Source organism: Atlantibacter sp. (genome assembly GCF_032062175.1).
Classification (GTDB): Bacteria; Pseudomonadota; Gammaproteobacteria; order Enterobacterales; family Enterobacteriaceae; genus Atlantibacter.
In genome coordinates this window covers 64,220-82,521 of record NZ_DAMBQK010000020.1, presented here as the reverse complement: position 1 = coordinate 82,521, position 18,302 = coordinate 64,220, and the positions used below count along the sequence as shown (strand labels likewise).

Genomic DNA, 18,302 nt, shown 5'->3' with positions numbered 1-18,302 from the left:
CTGTGCTTAGCCAACAACCAGGTTAAGCAGTTTACCCGGTACATAAATCACTTTACGTACAGTTACGCCTTCAAGGTACTTAGCGACCAGATGTTCCTGACCCGCGCGCTCACGCACCAGCTCTTCAGTCGCGTCCGCCGGAACGGTAATTTTACCGCGTACTTTACCGTTCACCTGCACCACCACCAGACGAGAATCTTCCACCATGGCGCTTTCATCCGCCTGCGGCCACGGGGCATTATCGATGTCGCCTTCGCCGTTCAGTTCCTGCCACAGCGTAAAGCAGACGTGCGGCGTGAACGGATACAGCATACGCACCACGGCCAGCAGGGCTTCACGCATTAATGCGCGGTCCTGCTCGGTTTCCTGCGCCGCTTTCACCAGCTTGTTCATCAGTTCCATGATAGCGGCAATTGCGGTGTTGAAGGTCTGGCGACGGCCGATATCATCGGTGACTTTCGCGATGGTTTTGTGAATATCGCGACGCAGCGCTTTTTGATCTTCAGTCAGCGCAGCAACGTCCAGCGCGGCGACAGCGCCCTGCGCGGTATGCTCAAAGACCAGTCTCCAGACGCGCTTCAGGAAGCGGTTTGCCCCTTCAACGCCGGATTCCTGCCACTCCAGCGTCATGTCAGCCGGTGAGGCGAACATCATAAACAGACGCACGGTATCCGCACCGTAACGCTCTACCATCACCTGCGGGTCGATGCCGTTGTTTTTCGACTTCGACATTTTGCTCATGCCAGCATAGACCAGTTCGTGGCCCGCTGCGTCGGTGGCTTTAACAATACGGCCTTTATCGTCACGCTCAACGATGGCGTCTACCGGAGATACCCAGTTGCGCTCGCCGCTGGTGCCCACGTAATAGAACGCGTCCGCCAGCACCATGCCCTGGCAAAGCAGCTGTTTAGCCGGTTCGTTGGAGTTCACCATGCCCGCATCGCGCATCAGTTTGTGGAAGAAGCGGAAGTACAGCAGGTGCATGATGGCGTGTTCGATACCGCCGATATAAATATCCACCGGCAGCCAGTAGTTGGCGGCGTCAGAATCGAGCATGCCTTTGTCGTACTGCGGGCAGGTGTAGCGCGCGTAGTACCAGGAAGATTCCATAAAGGTGTCGAAAGTGTCGGTTTCACGCAGCGCAGGCTGACCGTTAACCGTGGTTTTCGCCCACTCAGGGTCGGCTTTGATCGGGCTGGTGATGCCGTCCATTACCACATCTTCCGGCAGAATAACCGGCAGTTGATCTTCCGGGGTGGGCATCACGGTGCCGTCTTCCAGGGTCACCATCGGGATGGGCGCGCCCCAGTAACGCTGACGGGAAACGCCCCAGTCGCGCAGACGGTAGTTGATTTTACGCTCGCCGACGCCTGTGGTGGCCAGCTTGTCGGCAATGGCGTTAAAGGCGGCTTCAAACGGCAGGCCGTCGAACTCGCCGGAGTTAAACAGCACGCCTTTTTCAGTTAATGCCTGCTGTGACAGATCCGGCTCGGAGCCGTCCTGCGCCAGGATAACCGGTTTGATCGCCAGGCCGTATTTGGTGGCGAATTCCCAGTCGCGCTGGTCATGGCCCGGAACAGCCATCACGGCGCCGGTGCCGTATTCCATCAGCACGAAGTTTGCGACCCATACCGGCACGGCTTCGCCAGTCAGCGGATGAACGGCGTTAAAGCCGGTCGCCATGCCTTTTTTCTCCATCGTCGCCATGTCGGCTTCAGCAACTTTGGTGTTACGGCATTCTGCGATGAAATCGCCCAGCGCCGGGTTGGTGGCTGCGGCAGCCTGCGCCAGCGGATGGCCTGCGGCGACGGCCAGATAGGTGACGCCCATAAAGGTGTCCGGGCGGGTAGTGTATACCGTCAGTTTGTCGGCGCGGTTTTCCACGTCGAAGGTGATTTCCACGCCTTCGGAGCGGCCAATCCAGTTGCGCTGCATGGTCTTAACGGTATCCGGCCACTGGTCCAGTTTATCCAGATCGCTCAGCAGCTCGTCAGCGTAGGCGGTGATTTTGATAAACCACTGCGGGATTTCTTTACGCTCAACTTTGGTGTCGCAGCGCCAGCAGCAGCCGTCGATAACCTGCTCATTCGCCAGTACGGTCTGGTCGTTCGGGCACCAGTTCACCGCAGAGGTTTTCTTGTACACCAGGCCTTTTTTATACAGCTCGGTAAAGAACTTCTGCTCCCAGCGGTAGTATTCCGGGGTGCAGGTCGCCAGCTCGCGGCTCCAGTCGTAACCAAAGCCCAGCATTTTGAGCTGGTTCTTCATGTAATTGATGTTGTCGTAGGTCCACGGCGCAGGTGCGGTGTTGTTTTTTACCGCCGCCCCTTCAGCAGGCAGACCGAACGCATCCCAGCCGATCGGCTGAAGCACGTTTTTGCCCAGCATGCGCTGGTAGCGGGCAATCACATCGCCGATGGTGTAGTTACGGACGTGACCCATGTGTAGTCGACCAGAAGGATAGGGAAGCATCGACAGGCAGTAATACTTCTCTTTGCTCTCGTCTTCAGTCACTTCGAATGTGCGCTTCTCTTCCCAGTGATGCTGTACGTGGGATTCAATCTCTTCCGGGCGATATTGCTCTTGCATGGCAGCCAGTGGTCCTGTTTTCATTGCCGCTACGTCTGTAGCATGTATGAGTGTGATTAAGATCGGCATAGCATAGCCGATTCGACTGCGGCAAAACAGCCTTTGATTGGTTTCCCTGTCGCCCCCAACCTTTGCATTCCTTTACCCGCGATGTGCGTCGGCTAACATAGCCAGCCGGGATTAACGTCTATTATTAGAAGACGTTACCCGACCAGGAGAAGTGCTGAGATGAACAAGGTTGCTCAATTTTATCGTGAACTGGTGGCGACATTAACCGAACGTTTACGCAACGGTGAGCGGGATATCGATGCGCTGGTCGCCAGCGCGCGCCAGCAAATGGCGCAAACCGGCGAGCTCACCCGCACAGAAGCTGAAGAGGTAACGCGCGCGGTACGGCGCGATCTGGAGGAGTTTGCCCGCAGTTACGGCGAAAGCCAGGAAGAGTTCACCGACAGCGTGTTTATGCGGGTGATTAAAGAGAGTATCTGGCAGGAGCTGGCGGACATTACCGACAAGACCCAGTTGGAATGGCGCGAAGTGTTCCAGGATTTAAACCATCACGGCGTTTATCACAGCGGGGAAGTGGTGGGGCTTGGCAATCTGGTCTGCGAGAAATGCCATCACCATCTGGCGTTTTACACCCCGGAAGCGCTGCCGCTGTGCCCGAAGTGCGGTCACGATCAGTTCCAGCGCAGGCCGTTTGAGCCGTAATCAAGAATAAAAAGGAGCAGCCGGGCTGCTCCTTTATCGTTTTCTGAACGCTTAGTGCAGGATTTTCGCCAGGAAGTCTTTGGCGCGTTCCGACTGTGGATTGGCGAAGAAATCTTCCTTCGGCGAATCCTCAACGATTTTCCCTTCATCCATAAAGATCACCCGGTTAGCCACTTTACGGGCAAAGCCCATTTCGTGGGTCACCACCATCATGGTCATGCCTTCGTTGGCGAGTTCCACCATTACGTCGAGCACTTCGTTGATCATTTCCGGGTCAAGCGCGGAGGTCGGTTCGTCAAACAGCATTGCCACCGGGTCCATGCACAGTGCACGGGCAATCGCCACACGCTGCTGCTGGCCGCCGGAAAGCTGCGCCGGGTATTTCTCGGCATGGGCAGAAAGCCCTACGCGCTCCAGCAGTTTTACCGCTTTCTGGCGCGCCGCCGCTTTGTCGCGCTTCAGCACTTTCACCTGCGCCAGGGTCAGGTTTTCGATAATTGACAGATGCGGGAACAGCTCAAAGTGCTGGAACACCATCCCGACATGGGAGCGCAACTCCGCCAGGTTGGTCTTCCTGTCGTTGACTTTTGTGCCGTTAACAACGATTTCGCCTTTTTGCACCGGCTCCAGGCCGTTCACCGTTTTAATCAGCGTGGATTTCCCGGAACCGGACGGTCCGCAAACCACCACCACTTCGCCTTTGGTCACTTCCGTTGAGCAGTCGGTCAACACCTGAAACTGACCATACCATTTAGAAACATTTTTCAGGGAAATCATTATACCGTCCTTTTCTTCAGCCAACTGACCAGCAGCGACGCACTTAAACTAATGATGAAATATACGCCACCGGCAAACAGGATCATTTCGACCTGAGTCCCGTCGCGCTCGCCAATGGTGGAGGCGGTACGGAAGAAGTCTGCGAGGCTTAATACGTAAACCAGCGAGGTGTCCTGGAACAGCACGATGCCCTGGGTCAACAGCAGCGGCACCATGGCGCGGAACGCCTGCGGCAGAATAATCAGCTTCATGGATTGCCATTGGGTCATACCCAGCGCCAGCGCGGCGTTGGATTGCCCACGGGAGATGCTCTGAATACCGGCGCGGATGATTTCCGAATAGTAGGCGGCTTCAAACATCGAAAACGCCACCATGGCGGAGATCAGCCGGATATCGGTTTTCGGTGACAGTCCCAGCACGTTTTGCAGAAAGCCCGGCACGATCAGGTAAAACCACAGCAACACCATCACCAGCGGAATCGAACGGAACACATTCACATAGCTGGTGGCGAACCAGGCAACGGGCTTAAAGGAGGACAGGCGCATCACTGCCAGCAGGGTGCCCCAGACAATACCGATAATCACCGCCGTGATGGTGATTTTCAGGGTGATGACCAGGCCATCCAGCAAATAGGGGAAGGAGGGAACAATCGAGCTCCAGTCAAATTCGTACATTATTTGCTCCCCAGATTACCGGGCAGGCGGATTTTGCGCTCTACCACATTCATCACCAGCATAATCAGGGTGTTGATAAACACATATGCTAACGTAATCGCCGTGAAGGATTCCCAGGCATGGGCCGAGTAATCCAGCAGCTTGCCGGCCTGTGCCGCCATATCCACCAGCCCGATGGTCGAAGCGATGGCGGAGTTTTTCACCAGGTTCATCATTTCTGAGGTCATTGGCGGGACGATAACGCGGTAGGCGTTGGGCAGCAGGACATAGCGGTAGGCCTGCGGCAGCGTCAGGCCCATCGCCAGGGCGGCGTTTTTCTGGCCGCGCGGCAGAGACTGGATTGCGGCGCGCACCTGCTCGCATACGCGTGCGGCGGTGAACAGGCCGAGGCAGATCATCGACGACAGGAAAAACTGTATGTTGGGATCGAGCTCGGCTTTGAACCACATCCCCAGATCTTCAGGCAGCAGCTCCGGTACCACCAGATACCAGGTAAAGAACTGAACGATCAGCGGGACGTTACGGAAAAGCTCTACGTAGCAGGTCCCGATCCCGGAGAGGAAACGGTTAGGAACGGTACGCAGGATGCCAAACAGGGAGCCGACGAGGAAGGCGATAATCCAGGCCGTGATCGACAGCGCGACGGTAACCTGAAAACCACTCCACAGCCAGCCCAGATAGGTGGTGTTGCCGAACGGGGCGGGCTGTAAAAAAATACCCCAGTTCCAGTCTATAGACATACGTTACTCCAAAAAAATAAGGGTAGCCTGGCTACCCTCGAAGATTGCTACGAAGCCTTCTCCGCTGTTTCCTTATTTGACTCGCTGGAAACGAGGGGAGTATTCACGACGGATGGGGAACGGCCATCCAACGCAGAGTCTGTCCGGGCAGTCGAAACAATCGAGAGGGCAGGATGTCCCGCCCCTTAATGGTTGTAATTAGTTCAGTGCTTTATCGTTAGGTTCTTTGAACAGCGCTTTCATCTCATCGGAGAGTTCAAAGTTCAGGTTCAGATTTTTTGGTGGGATCGGGTTCTTAAACCACTTGTCGAACCATTTTTCCGCGTCGCCAGAAGTCTGGGCCTGGGCGATGGTGTCATCCAGCAGTTTTTTGAATTCCGGATCGTCTTTACGCAGCATACAGCCGTACGCTTCCTGAGACTGCGGAGTGCCGACGATTTCCCACTGATCCGGTTTCTTCGCTTTTGCGCGCTCGCCAGCCAGCAGGGCGTCATCCATCATAAACGCCACCGCGCGGCCGCTTTCCAGGGTGCGGAACGAATCACCGTGGTCTTTGGCGCTGATGATGCGCATATCCATTTTCTTCTCGTCATTCAGCTTGTGCAGCAGAACTTCAGAGGTGGTACCGGAGGTGACGACAACCGCTTTGCCTTTCAGATCCGGGAAGTCTTTAATATCGCCGCCTTTCTTAGCCAGCAGACGGGTGCCTACTACGAAGATAGTGTCGGTGAAAGCCGCTTGTTTCTGGCGCTCCAGGTTGTTGGTGGTGGAGCCGCATTCAAAGTCGAAGGTGCCGTTTTGCAGCAGCGGGATACGGTTCTGGGAAGTAATTGGAATCAACTTAACTTGCAGATCCGGCTTGTTCAGTTTCTTCTTCACTGCTTCAACGATGGCGTTGGAGTAATCCTGAGAATAACCGACAACTTTTTGCTGATTATCGTAATAAGAAAACGGTACGGAAGATTCGCGATGACCCACGACGATAACGCCATTCTTCGCGACTTTTGCCAGCGTACCTTGCTGTGCGGCAGCGTCAGCGGGTTTTGCCTCTTCGGCGTGGGCTAAACTTGCGCCCAACCCCATGACTAACATTGCTGCGGCCAGTTTACGTAATTGCATATCCAACTCCTTATCGTAGCGCCATTAGCGCCAGTGATAACCCATTGTGAGTGTTTGTGTTGTTTTTATTGTTGCGCTACTGCGCAACATTGTGTCTGCTTGTTAACATTTAGCCTGGCTTAATGTAAAGGTTTTGCTATTTATTTGTTTATTTTTGCGAAGTGCGCCGCACCATTTAAAGGCAAATCTCGCGGCTTGCACCGATATGGTGCTCTGGTTGATCCGTCATGGTGCAACCCGATTTTATGCGCTTCGTCCGAAAGGGAAATTCGCAAAGTACCTGATTACATTAAGCAATCACCGTGCCAGAAATAAAAAAGGCCAGCGAAGCTGGCCTTAAAAACGTGTAGGGTAAATCAGAGGTTTCTGCGGCGTAGCGCCACGATCAGCGCCATAAAACTCATCACGCCCGTCAGCAGCCACAGCGGCCAGTGGCCGAAGCGGGCATACGGCGTGATACCGCGGGTTGGCGTTACCTCAGCGGTTAACACGTCGCGGGTGAACTGCGGGATCATCTTCTGCACGTCGCCGGTCGGGCTAATCACGGCGGTCACACCGTTATTGGTGCTACGCAGCAGCGGGCGCGCCAGCTCCAGCGCGCGCATCCGCGCCATCTGGAAGTGCTGCCACGGACCGATAGAGCGACCAAACCAGGCGTCGTTGGAGATGGTCAGTAGGAAATCGGTATCCGGACGGAAGTTATCACGCACCTGCTCGCCGAGGATTATCTCGTAGCAAATCGCCGCCGTCATTTTAAAGCCGTGGGCCAGAAGCTGCGGTTGCTGGTAAGGGCCACGGCTGAATGAGGACATCGGCAGATCGAAGAACGGTGCCAGCGGGCGCAAAATCGATTCCAGCGGCACAAACTCACCGAACGGTACCAGGTGGTTCTTGTTGTAGCGGTTGGTGGAGTTGTAGCTGTACGGATTATCCGCGCCCAGCGTGATAATAGTGTTGTAGGTGTTGTAGCGGTTCTGCTTGTTGAGGCGGGCGTCCACCAGGCCGGTAATCAGGCTGGTGTTATGCTCACGCAGCATGCCGTCGAGTTCAGTCAAAAAGCGCTGCTGGTTGATTTCCAGATCGGGGATTGCCGATTCCGGCCAGATAATCAGCTGCGACTGGCCCATTTTCGGTTCTGAGGCGTTGAGATAGATGCGCAGCGTGTTCAGCAGTTCGCCTTCATCCCACTTCAGCGACTGGGGAATATTCCCCTGTACCAGCGAGACATTGAGCTGGCGTTCCGGCAGCAGTTGATACCACTGGATATAACGCAGCGGGAAGGGCAGCGCGAACAGCACCACGGCGACAACCGCTGGCATAACATGCCGACGCGCCAGCGCCAGCACAATCAAACCGCTGACTATCATCAGCAGGAAGTTAATGCCTTCAACGCCGGTTACCGGTGCCAGGCCTTTGAGCGGGCCATCCACCTGGCTGTAGCCGAACTGTAGCCACGGGAAACCGGTCAGTACCCAACCGCGTAGAAACTCGGTGACCTGCCAAACCGCCGGTGCGGCAATCGCCACGCGCCAGACGTTGGCTTTAGGCCACAGCTTGCCGAGTACGCCAGCGAACAGACCGGTGTACAGCGATAAATACGCAGCGAGCAGCACCACGAGGAAAACGTTAATCGGTCCAGGCATACCGCCGAACTGCGCGATACTGACGTAAACCCAGTTAATGCCGGTGCCAAACAGGCCCAGCCCCCAGAAGAAACCAATCCAGGCGCTTTGCAGCGGGCGGCGGTTGAGCGTCAAACCCTGCAAGCCGATCAGCGAGATCAGCGCGGCGGGCCAGAAGTCATAAGGAGAAAAAGCCAGCGTTCCGCTGGCTCCTGTTAATAGCGCCAGCAGCAAGCGCACGCGCTGGCGTTCAAACAATGCAGAAAAGTGCATTCCATTACTCTTCAGATTTTGGTGTTGGCGAGTCGTCCGGGATTTTTACGTGAACCTGGATAATGCGTCGGCTGTCCGACATGGCGACTTTGAATTGATAGCCGTCAATTTCAACGGTTTCGCCGCGCGCCGGTAAATGACCGAACGCCTGCATCACCAGGCCGCCAATAGTATCGACCTCTTCATCGCTGAACTGGGTACCAAAGGTTTCGTTGAAATCTTCGATAGGTGCCAGTGCGCGAACGGTCCAGGTGTGGCGACTCAATTGACGAAAATCGAGATCCTCTTCTTCGTCATATTCGTCTTCAATTTCACCCACAATGAGTTCCAGAATGTCTTCGATGGTGACCAGGCCCGAGACCCCGCCAAATTCATCAATGACAATCGCCATGTGGTAACGCTGAGAACGGAACTCTTTAAGCATGCGATCAACTCGCTTGCTTTCCGGCACAACCACCGCCGGGCGTAACACTTTTTCCATACTGAACGGCTCGGCATCGCTGCGCATAAACGGCAGCAGATCTTTCGCCATCAGAATCCCTTCAATGTGATCTTTGTCTTCGCTGATGACCGGGAAACGCGAGTGGGCGGATTCGATGATCACATCGAGACATTCGTCCAGGCTCTGGTTGCGTTTAACGGTGACCATCTGTGAACGCGGGATCATGATGTCGCGGACCCGTTGGTCGGCGATATCCATTACCCCTTCAAGCATATCGCGGGTATCCAGGTCGATAAGCTCGTTCTGTTCAGAATCACGGATCAGTGCCAGTAACTCTTCACGGTTTTTCGGTTCGCCGTGGAAAAGCTGGCTCAGTAAAAGGGAGAAGAATCCCTTCTTGCTGTTAAGCGTGTCACTACTGTGTGAATTATCGTCGCTCATGGCGTCTGGTACAGGACCTCATGTTGGTTAAATTGCGCCGTCACCGGAAAACTCACGGCGGCGGCCTGGTGGCAGGGGCAATATTGCCCCACTGCTTACTCTTTCTCGGAAATGTACGGATCGCTAAAGCCCAGAGCAAGCATTATCTCTGTTTCCAGCCCTTCCATTTCTTCGGCTTCGTCGTCTTCAATATGGTCATAGCCCAGCAGATGCAGGCTGCCGTGGATAACCATATGCGCCCAGTGCGCGTCCAGCGGCTTTACTTGCTCAATCGCTTCGCGCTCTACGACCTGGCGGCAAATGATCAAATCGCCTAACAGCGGCAGCTCGATTCCCGGCGGGGCTTCAAAGGGAAACGAGAGCACATTGGTGGGCTTGTCTTTGCCGCGATAAGTCAGATTCAGGTTATGGCTTTCCGCTTCGTCCACCAGACGAATGGTCACTTCTGCTTCTTCCTGAAACTGGGGAAGCACCGCTTCAAGCCACGCCTGAAACTGTGCTTCATCCGGTAAACCGGTGGTGTCTTCACAGGCCAGCTGTAAATCCAGAATCACCTGGCTCATGGTTGCTCCTGCTGACCGGCAGCCTGCGCCAGCGCTTCGCGCTTGCGTTCGGCGGCCTGTTCCGCTTTACGCTTCTGATCCGCTTCTTCCCAGGCTTCATAGGCATTAACGATGCGCGCGACCACCGGATGGCGCACCACGTCTTCGCTGTGGAAGAAGTTAAAGCTGATCTCTTCCACTTCGTTCAGCACTTCGATGGCATGGCGCAAGCCGGATTTCATATTGCGCGGCAAGTCGATTTGCGTCACGTCGCCGGTAATCACCGCTTTCGAGTTGAAGCCAATACGCGTCAGAAACATCTTCATCTGTTCGATGGTGGTGTTCTGGCTCTCATCAAGGATGATAAACGCGTCGTTCAGGGTGCGGCCGCGCATATAGGCCAGCGGCGCGACTTCAATCACGTTGCGTTCCATCAGTTTCTCGACGCGCTCGAAGCCAAGCATTTCGAACAGCGCATCGTAGAGCGGGCGCAGGTACGGGTCGACTTTCTGGCTAAGATCGCCTGGCAGGAAGCCGAGTTTTTCACCCGCTTCAACCGCCGGACGCGTCAGCAGAATGCGGCGAATTTCCTGGCGCTCCAGCGCATCCACTGCCGCCGCAACCGCCAGGTAGGTTTTACCGGTCCCCGCCGGGCCGACGCCGAAGGTGATGTCGTGGTCGAGAATATTAGCGATGTACTGCGCCTGGTTAGGTGTGCGCGGTTTAATTACGCCGCGCTTGGTCTGTATGTTGACCGCCTTGCCATAGTCCGGCACGCTTTCCGCGTTCTGCTCCAGGACGCGGAACTCTTTAATCGCCAGGTGGATTTGTTCCGGTTCAATATCTTTGATCTTGCCGCGCATCGGCGCCGTATCCACATACAAATGGCGAAGAATATCCGCCGCAGCGCTGACGCTCAGGCTACGTCCGGTGAGTTTGAAGTGGTTGTCACGACGATTAATTTCGATGCCGAGGCGCCGTTCGAGCTGTTTGATGTTGTCGTCAAACGGGCCGCAAAGGCTAAGCAGACGTTCGTTATCTGCGGGTTCCAGGGTGAATTCACGTGTTTCGATATTCAAACTTATCCTCTTGGTCACACAGGGCCAGTTAGGTGAACAATAATGCGTGCTGATTTTCTCAGGCTTAAGGAAATTATTCACGGCGTGGGAAAAAGGCGCAAGCTTCAGGCCTGATATTTGGGTAACGGCGAGTAATTACAAGGGCAGGAGAGTGCAAAAGCAACGATATGCTGCGATAGCCGCAGCATATCGTAGAGGAATATTACGGCTGGTAGATACCGACGCCGATCTCGTTTTCTTTACGGGTACGGGCAATGACCGATTCCGGGGATTCGACGATGCGTAAGCCCATCTCTTCTTCGGTACGTACCACGGTGCCGCGCAGCGAGTTCGGGAACACATCGGTGATTTCCACATCAACGAATTTACCCACCATCTCCGGCGTGCCTTCAAAGTTCACCACGCGGTTATTTTCGGTACGCCCGGAGAGTTCCATAATGCTTTTACGGGATGTGCCTTCCACCAGGATGCGCTGAACGGTGCCCAGCATCCGGCGGCTCCAGGCCATCGCCTGCTGGTTAATGCGCTCCTGAAGGATATACAGGCGCTGCTTTTTCTCCTCTTCCGGTACATCGTCCACCATATCGGCGGCAGGCGTACCTGGACGGGCAGAGAAAATAAAGCTGTAGCTCATGTCGAAGTTCACATCGGCAATCAGCTTCATGGTCTGCTCAAAATCTTGTTGGCTTTCACCCGGGAAGCCGACGATAAAGTCAGAGCTAATCTGGATATCCGGGCGCGCAGCGCGCAGCTTACGGATAATCGCTTTGTATTCCAGCGCGGTGTGGGTGCGGCCCATCAGGTTCAGTACGCGGTCTGAACCGCTCTGCACGGGCAGGTGCAGGAAGCTCACCAGTTCCGGCGTATCGCGGTAAACTTCTACGATATCATCGGTAAACTCAATCGGATGGCTGGTGGTGAAACGAATACGGTCGATGCCGTCAATGGCCGCCACCAGACGCAACAGATCGGCAAAGCTGCCCTGAGTGCCGTCGTAGTTTTCCCCGCGCCAGGCGTTAACGTTCTGGCCCAGCAGGTTAACTTCACGCACGCCCTGCGCCGCCAGTTGGGCGATTTCAAACAGAATATCGTCGCACGGACGGCTGACTTCTTCGCCACGGGTATAAGGCACTACGCAATAGGTGCAGTACTTGTTGCAGCCTTCCATGATCGACACAAACGCCGTTGGGCCATCGGCGCGCGGTTCAGGAAGACGGTCGAATTTTTCGATTTCCGGGAAGCTGATATCCACGACCGGGCTGCGATCGCCACGCACGCGGTTGATCATCTCCGGTAAACGGTGCAGGGTCTGCGGCCCAAAAATAATGTCTACGTAGTGGGCGCGCTGGCGAATGTGATCGCCTTCCTGAGACGCCACGCAGCCGCCGACGCCGATAATCAGATCCGGGTTCTTTTCCTTAAGCGCTCTCCAGCGGCCCAACTGATGGAAGACTTTTTCCTGAGCCTTTTCACGGATTGAGCAGGTGTTGAGCAACAACACATCCGCTTCTTCCGCCACCTCGGTCAGTTGATAGCCGTGAGTGGCATCCAGCAGATCGGCCATCTTCGATGAATCGTATTCGTTCATCTGACAGCCCCAGGTTTTGATATGGAGTTTTTTTGTCATCGACATGCTCATTGCTTAAGTTAACCGCCGTAATGCAGGGCGCGTATTGTAATGCTTTGACGCTGCCGTGACCAGTGGCGAGGATTGCGACGCCAGGAAGTGAAAAATCCGGTAAACTTATATCACTGCGTTTAAGGATAAATGACCATGGCAAATCAACCAACTGAAGTCGCCGTTATCGGCGCGGGCATGGTGGGCGCCGCGATTGCACTGGGGCTCGCGCAAAACGGTTTTCAGGTCAGCGTGATCGAACATGCGCCGCCAACAGAATTCGACCCGGCATCGCCGCCTGACGTGCGTATTTCGGCGATAAGCGCCGCCTCCGTGGCGCTGTTGAAGCAGCTCGGCGTGTGGGATGCGATCCTGGGCATGCGCGCCCACGCCTGGCGGCGGCTGGAAACCTGGGAATGGGAAGCCTCCCACGTGGCGTTTGATGCCTCGGAGCTTAAGCTGCCTGAACTGGGTTTTATGGTGGAAAACCAGGTGCTGCAACGCGCGCTGTGGCAGGCGCTGGAGCAGCATCCTTCGATTACGCTACACTGCCCGGCGGCGCTTGCTCAGATGCACCGGCGTAATGATATCCATGAGCTGACCTTTGAAGACGGCAGCGTACTGGAGGCGAAGCTGGTAATCGGTGCCGATGGGGCGAATTCCCGGGTTCGCGAGTGGGCCGGTATCGGCATTCATGCCTGGAACTACCAGCAGTCCTGCCTGTTAATTTCGGTGCGCTGCGCCAACGATCCTGGCGACAGCACCTGGCAACAGTTTACCCCGGACGGTCCGCGCGCCTTCCTGCCGCTGTTCGATAACTGGGCATCGCTGGTGTGGTACGACAAACCGGCGCGCATCCGCCAGTTGCAAAGCATGTCGATGGAACAACTGGGGCGGGAGATCGGTTTGCATTTCCCACGGCGCGTCGGCAACGTCATCCCACAAGGCTGCGGCGCGTTTCAATTGACCCGTCGCCACGCGCTGCGTTATGCCCAGCCGGGCCTGGCGCTGGTGGGCGATGCGGCGCATACCATCCATCCGCTGGCAGGGCAGGGCGTCAACCTGGGTTATCGTGATGTAGACGCGTTGCTCGACGTGCTGGTACGCGCCCGCAGTCACGGCGAACCCTGGGCGAGCTATGAGGTATTGCGCCGTTACCAGATGCGCCGCCAGGGGGATAACTTCCTGATGCAAAGCGGTATGGATCTGTTTTACGCCGGGTTCAGCAATGATCTGCCGCCGGTGAAGCTGCTGCGCAACCTGGGCCTGATGGCGGCTGAACGCGCGGGCGTACTGAAACGCCAGGCGCTGAAATATGCGTTAGGTTTATAACGGCGATAGATTTACAGCAGCTTGCTCAACGCGGGCGTATGCCCGTCGTTGAGCGGTAAGAAGCTTTGAAACCACAGAGTGCCTGTTTGCGTTTCCAGGGGTTCGCAGCGCATTTCACCCTGCCAAATTTGATATAAGGCCACTGCGGTTTTCACGCATCCATATCCCAGACCCGTCAAGACCAACAGCGAAATGATGAGAATTCCATCGTTTTGAGACGATATTGCCTCACTCACTAAAATAACGACACAGGCAATTTGAAGACACAGTTTGGCTAAGAAGCTGCGATAAAAAAACTGCCGGGTGCGTTCGGATGAAAAGAAGCAAGGGTTCTTAAGCGCGGCGCGTTTTTCTATGGCAGGTAAGCCATGAATATAGGTTATCCATTGTGACTCCTCAGTTAGCGTCAGGGCCAGACCCTGTTCCTGAAGACGATGAATTCTCATTGAAATAGCGATCGGGAAAAAGAATTTGATAAACAGGAAATAGACCAAAAAAGCGGAGATGCCTATAAAGTTTAACATGACGCTGACCACGATAAGCAGGAGAGTCAGTGGCATAGCGAAGGCGGAAGTGCTGAACTGATAATTCACGGTAAGTTCCTTTTGCATGAATACGGCAAGGAAGTTAACAGCAGATGCAGCGAGATAGAAAGCGTCTGAAAGGAATTTAAGAAAACAAAAAGCTCGCCGAAGCGAGCTTTTTGTAAGAGTGGCTGGGGTACGAGGATTCGAACCTCGGGATGGTGGAATCAGAATCCACTGCCTTACCGCTTGGCGATACCCCAACAGGATGCGGCTGCTGATGCAATCCGTCTTTTTTAAATTGGCTGGGGTACGAGGATTCGAACCTCGGAATGGTGGAATCAGAATCCACTGCCTTACCGCTTGGCGATACCCCAAAAGGTGGTGGCTACGACGGGAATCGAACCTGTGACCCCAGCATTATGAGTGCTGTGCTCTAACCAGCTGAGCTACGTAGCCAAATTGTATTTCTACCAGCCAAAACTGACTGGCTGGGGTACCTGGATTCGAACCAGGGAATGCCGGTATCAAAAACCGGTGCCTTACCGCTTGGCGATACCCCAATGACACTGTGTGTAAACACAATCGTCAGAAAAGGTGGCTGGGGTACCTGGATTCGAACCAGGGAATGCCGGTATCAAAAACCGGTGCCTTACCGCTTGGCGATACCCCATCCGTGCAACGTGAAGATAATGGTGCGGGAGGCGAGACTTGAACTCGCACACCTTGCGGCGCCAGAACCTAAATCTGGTGCGTCTACCAATTTCGCCACTCCCGCAAAAAGATGGTGGCTACGACGGGAATCGAACCTGTGACCCCATCATTATGAGTGATGTGCTCTAACCAGCTGAGCTACGTAGCCATCTTTTTTTTGCGTTACCTTATCGGCGTTGCGGGGCGCATTATGCGTATTGGGCCTTGCAGCGTCAACACATTTTTTCCCGAAAAGCGCCTGATAATCGCCGTTTGACTAGCTTGCGAACAGCTTGACGAAATATTCAACAGTTATTGGTTAATTCTCGCTTTGATTGCTGAAAATTAACGTTTTCAACGCCGATAAAATGCAATAAAAAAGGAGCTCGCTGGCTCCTTTTTACGTCATGCTACCGGTTATTTGTAGGCAGACTGGTGCACGCCCACTGCGCGGCCAGACGGATCGTTCATGGTTTTGAACGCTTCGTCCCATTCAATCGCTTTGGCGGAAGAGCAGGCGACAGATGGGCCGCCGGGCACGCATTCCGCCGCGCTTGGCACCGGGAACAGCTCTTCAAAGATTTCACGGTAAAGATACGCTTCTTTAGAAGACGGCGTGTTGTACGGGAAACGGAAGCTCGCGGTTTCAAGCTGCTGGTCACTGACCTGCTGAGCCGCCACCTCTTTTAAGGTGTCGATCCAGCTGTAGCCGACGCCGTCGGAGAATTGCTCTTTCTGACGCCATGCCACGCTTGCCGGCAGGTAAGATTCAAAACATTCGCGCAGCACGTGTTTTTCCATCTTGCCGTTGCCGCACATTTTATCCTGCGGGTTGATGCGCATCGCTACGTCGAGAAATTTCTTATCCAGGAACGGGACGCGGGCTTCCACGCCCCAGGCGGACATCGCTTTGTTGGCGCGGGCGCAGTCAAACATATGCAGCGCCTGTAGCTTACGCACGGTTTCTTCGTGCAGCTCTTTGGCATCCGGCGCTTTATGGAAGTAGAGATAGCCACCGAACACTTCGTCGGAGCCTTCGCCAGACAACACCATTTTAATGCCCATGGCTTTGATTTTACGCGACATCAAATACATCGGCGTAGAGGCGCGAATGGTGGTCACGTCATAGGTTTCAATGTGATAAATCACATCGCGGATGGCATCCAGGCCTTCCTGCACGGTGAAGTGAATTTCATGGTGTACGGTGCCCAGGTGGTTTGCCACTTCCTGCGCGGCCTTCAGATCCGGCGCGCCTTTCAGGCCCACGGCAAAGGAATGCAGTTGCGGCCACCAGGCTTCGCTACGCTCTTCATCTTCCACGCGGCGGGCGGCGAATTTTTTGGTGATTGCCGAGATCACGGAAGAATCCAGGCCGCCGGAAAGCAGCACGCCATACGGCACGTCAGACATCAGATGGCTTTTAACGGCATCTTCCAGCGCCTGGCGCAGGGCGTTTTTGTCGGTCACGTTGTCTTTAACCGCATCGTACTCAAACCAGTCGCGCTGATAGTAAGAACGAATTTCGCCGTCCTGGCTCCACAGGTAGCTGCCCGCCGGGAACTCTTTAATGGTGCGGCACACCGGCACCAGCGCTTTCATTTCAGACGCTACATACAGGTTGCCGTGTTCGTCGTGGCCCATGTACAGCGGGATAATACCGATATGGTCGCGGCCAATCAGGTAGGCGTCTTTTTCGCTATCATACAGCACGAAGGCAAACATGCCTTGCAGATCGTCGAGGAATTCCGGACCTTTTTCCTGATACAGCGCCAGGATCACTTCACAGTCGGAACCGGTCTGGAACGGGTAGCGGTCGCCGTATTCGGCGCGCAGTGCCTGATGGTTGTAGATCTCACCGTTTACCGCCAGCGCATGGGTTTTGGCTTCGTTGTACAGCGGCTGTGCTCCGGCGTTGACATCAACAATCGACAGACGCTCATGGGCGAGGATGGCTTTATCGCTGGCGTAAACACCAGACCAGTCCGGGCCGCGGTGGCGCATCAGGCGAGACAGTTCCAGCGCTTTTTTACGCAGCTCGCCTGCGTCAGTTTTAATATCCAGTACACCAAAAATCGAACACATAGACTTCTCCATTAACCTGGCGGTGATGTTATTTGTCGGCACACGGCGCGCTTTACGGGGCCGAGTGCCTTGCTATGTCTAAGAAAATGCCGCAAACCAGACCGTTGTGGCAAGGCTTTTCCACCCGCGTAAGTGAAAAGTTCAATGGTCATTGCGGATTGATAAAAAAAGGGCAGGTTTTAATCTCATTTATTGACGAATATTCAATAAAACGGCTTTCTTATTAGATGTGTGCTTTTGAACAGAGGATGAAAATAACGAAGCCACGACAAACGTGGCTTCAAATCAAATAACGTCGATTTCCGCGACGGAGGGGTAAATCCACGAAGGCCGGAACGGCATCGCGTCGATATCGTTTAAGGTCGAAACGCCGGAAAGTACCAGAATGGTTTCCAGACCTGCCTGGAAGCCTGCCAGAATATCGGTACGCAGGTTATCGCCAACAATCACGGTCTGTTCGGAATGGGCCTGCATCTTGTTGAGCGCGGCGCGGATGATCCACGGGCTCGGTTTGCCGACGTAAAACGGCTTGCGTCCGGAGATTTTCTCAATACCGGCGCACAGCGCACCGCAGGCTGGATAGAAGCCGCGACCGTGGGTATCCGGGTTGGTGGCGATAAAACGCGCACCGTTGGCAACAAAAAACGCGGCTTTGTGCATCATTTCCCAGTTATAGGAGCGGGTTTCGCCCACGATCACAAAGTCCGGGTTGATATCGGTAATGGTGAAGCCCGCTTTATACAGTTCGTGAATTAACGCGCCTTCGCCTACCACATAGGCTTTCTTGCCTTCCTGACGGCGCAGAAAATCTGCGGTCGCCATCGCGGAGGTGTAAAACACGCTGTCCGGCACGTTAATGCCCGCAGAGGCGAAACGGTTGGCGAGATCCTGCCCGGTTTGTGAGGGGTAGTTGGTCAGCAACACCAGCGGCAAACCTTTTTCCAGGATGCGGGTCAGAAATTCGCTCGCACCGGGTACGGCTACGTTGTCGTGCATCAGCACGCCGTCAATATCACAAATTACGTTCTGAATGGTCATGGACTA

The 18,302-nt window shown here is 54.8% G+C and carries 15 protein-coding genes and 7 tRNA genes; 2 read left to right on the top strand and 20 right to left on the bottom strand.

What is annotated here, in order from left to right; all coding sequences use genetic code 11:
* Positions 1–6 precede the first annotated feature (6 nt).
* Positions 7–2,589: a leucine--tRNA ligase gene (leuS, locus tag RT120_RS16665; protein WP_312984333.1), complete on the bottom strand. Its 2,583-nt coding sequence runs from the start codon at positions 2,587–2,589 to the stop codon at positions 7–9.
* Positions 2,590–2,817: 228 nt separating this feature from the next.
* Between leuS and RT120_RS16660 the strand changes: the two genes are divergently transcribed.
* Complete coding sequence (locus RT120_RS16660) at positions 2,818–3,300, top strand: zinc ribbon-containing protein (protein WP_165461882.1); 483 nt, start codon at positions 2,818–2,820, stop codon at positions 3,298–3,300.
* A gap of 51 nt (positions 3,301–3,351) precedes the next feature.
* Here RT120_RS16660 and RT120_RS16655 read toward each other — a convergent pair whose 3' ends face one another.
* From RT120_RS16655 to miaB, 9 genes are all read right to left on the bottom strand, one after another.
* Positions 3,352–4,077 (bottom strand): amino acid ABC transporter ATP-binding protein, encoded by a 726-nt coding sequence (locus RT120_RS16655; RefSeq protein WP_312984315.1) that lies wholly within the window; start codon positions 4,075–4,077, stop codon positions 3,352–3,354.
* The gene (gene gltK / locus RT120_RS16650; protein ID WP_312984313.1) at positions 4,077–4,751 is read right to left on the bottom strand and encodes a glutamate/aspartate ABC transporter permease GltK; all 675 of its coding nucleotides are present in this window, start codon (positions 4,749–4,751) and stop codon (positions 4,077–4,079) included. The genes RT120_RS16655 and gltK overlap by 1 nt, the downstream gene beginning before the upstream one ends.
* On the bottom strand, positions 4,751–5,491 hold the full coding sequence (locus RT120_RS16645; protein WP_312984311.1) for an amino acid ABC transporter permease: 741 nt from the start codon (positions 5,489–5,491) through the stop codon (positions 4,751–4,753). Before RT120_RS16645 ends, gltK begins: the two co-directional genes overlap by 1 nt.
* A 198-nt stretch (positions 5,492–5,689) precedes the next feature.
* Positions 5,690–6,610 (bottom strand): amino acid ABC transporter substrate-binding protein, encoded by a 921-nt coding sequence (locus RT120_RS16640; protein ID WP_312984310.1) that lies wholly within the window; start codon positions 6,608–6,610, stop codon positions 5,690–5,692.
* Between the two features lie 356 nt (positions 6,611–6,966).
* Positions 6,967–8,505, bottom strand: a complete 1,539-nt coding sequence (gene lnt / locus RT120_RS16635) for an apolipoprotein N-acyltransferase (protein WP_312984309.1) — start codon at positions 8,503–8,505, stop codon at positions 6,967–6,969.
* 4 nt (positions 8,506–8,509) lie between these two features.
* The gene (gene corC / locus RT120_RS16630) at positions 8,510–9,388 is read right to left on the bottom strand and encodes a CNNM family magnesium/cobalt transport protein CorC (protein WP_312984308.1); all 879 of its coding nucleotides are present in this window, start codon (positions 9,386–9,388) and stop codon (positions 8,510–8,512) included.
* 95 nt (positions 9,389–9,483) lie between these two features.
* Positions 9,484–9,951, bottom strand: a complete 468-nt coding sequence (ybeY, locus tag RT120_RS16625) for an rRNA maturation RNase YbeY (RefSeq protein ID WP_125294550.1) — start codon at positions 9,949–9,951, stop codon at positions 9,484–9,486.
* Positions 9,948–11,009 carry a PhoH family protein gene (locus tag RT120_RS16620; RefSeq protein ID WP_183170943.1) on the bottom strand — a complete coding sequence of 354 codons (1,062 nt, stop codon included), beginning with the start codon at positions 11,007–11,009 and terminating at the stop codon, positions 9,948–9,950. Before RT120_RS16620 ends, ybeY begins: the two co-directional genes overlap by 4 nt.
* A gap of 202 nt (positions 11,010–11,211) precedes the next feature.
* Positions 11,212–12,636: a tRNA (N6-isopentenyl adenosine(37)-C2)-methylthiotransferase MiaB gene (miaB, locus tag RT120_RS16615; RefSeq protein WP_312984305.1), complete on the bottom strand. Its 1,425-nt coding sequence runs from the start codon at positions 12,634–12,636 to the stop codon at positions 11,212–11,214.
* A 147-nt stretch (positions 12,637–12,783) separates the two neighbouring features.
* Between miaB and ubiF the strand changes: the two genes are divergently transcribed.
* The gene (ubiF, locus tag RT120_RS16610; RefSeq protein WP_312984303.1) at positions 12,784–13,959 is read left to right on the top strand and encodes a 3-demethoxyubiquinol 3-hydroxylase; all 1,176 of its coding nucleotides are present in this window, start codon (positions 12,784–12,786) and stop codon (positions 13,957–13,959) included.
* 11 nt (positions 13,960–13,970) lie between these two features.
* Here the strand turns inward: ubiF and RT120_RS16605 are convergent, their stop codons facing one another.
* The 10 genes from RT120_RS16605 to RT120_RS16560 all read right to left on the bottom strand — a co-directional run bounded on the left by RT120_RS16605 (position 13,971) and on the right by RT120_RS16560 (position 18,296).
* On the bottom strand, positions 13,971–14,552 hold the full coding sequence (locus RT120_RS16605; RefSeq protein WP_312984302.1) for a hypothetical protein: 582 nt from the start codon (positions 14,550–14,552) through the stop codon (positions 13,971–13,973).
* A gap of 119 nt (positions 14,553–14,671) precedes the next feature.
* Positions 14,672–14,746 (bottom strand) — tRNA-Gln (locus RT120_RS16600).
* A gap of 39 nt (positions 14,747–14,785) precedes the next feature.
* Positions 14,786–14,860, bottom strand: a tRNA-Gln gene (locus tag RT120_RS16595).
* 5 nt (positions 14,861–14,865) lie between these two features.
* A tRNA-Met gene (locus RT120_RS16590) sits at positions 14,866–14,942 on the bottom strand.
* A 29-nt stretch (positions 14,943–14,971) separates the two neighbouring features.
* Positions 14,972–15,046: transfer RNA gene (locus tag RT120_RS16585), tRNA-Gln, on the bottom strand.
* A 35-nt stretch (positions 15,047–15,081) separates the two neighbouring features.
* Positions 15,082–15,156 (bottom strand) — tRNA-Gln (locus tag RT120_RS16580).
* Positions 15,157–15,176: 20 nt separating this feature from the next.
* Positions 15,177–15,261 (bottom strand) — tRNA-Leu (locus tag RT120_RS16575).
* 7 nt (positions 15,262–15,268) lie between these two features.
* Positions 15,269–15,345 (bottom strand) — tRNA-Met (locus RT120_RS16570).
* Between the two features lie 248 nt (positions 15,346–15,593).
* Positions 15,594–17,258, bottom strand: coding sequence for an asparagine synthase B (asnB, locus tag RT120_RS16565; protein WP_312984300.1), 1,665 nt, complete (start codon positions 17,256–17,258; stop codon positions 15,594–15,596).
* A 285-nt stretch (positions 17,259–17,543) separates the two neighbouring features.
* On the bottom strand, positions 17,544–18,296 hold the full coding sequence (locus tag RT120_RS16560; RefSeq protein ID WP_125294545.1) for an HAD-IIA family hydrolase: 753 nt from the start codon (positions 18,294–18,296) through the stop codon (positions 17,544–17,546).
* Between the last annotated feature and the right edge of the window lie 6 nt (positions 18,297–18,302).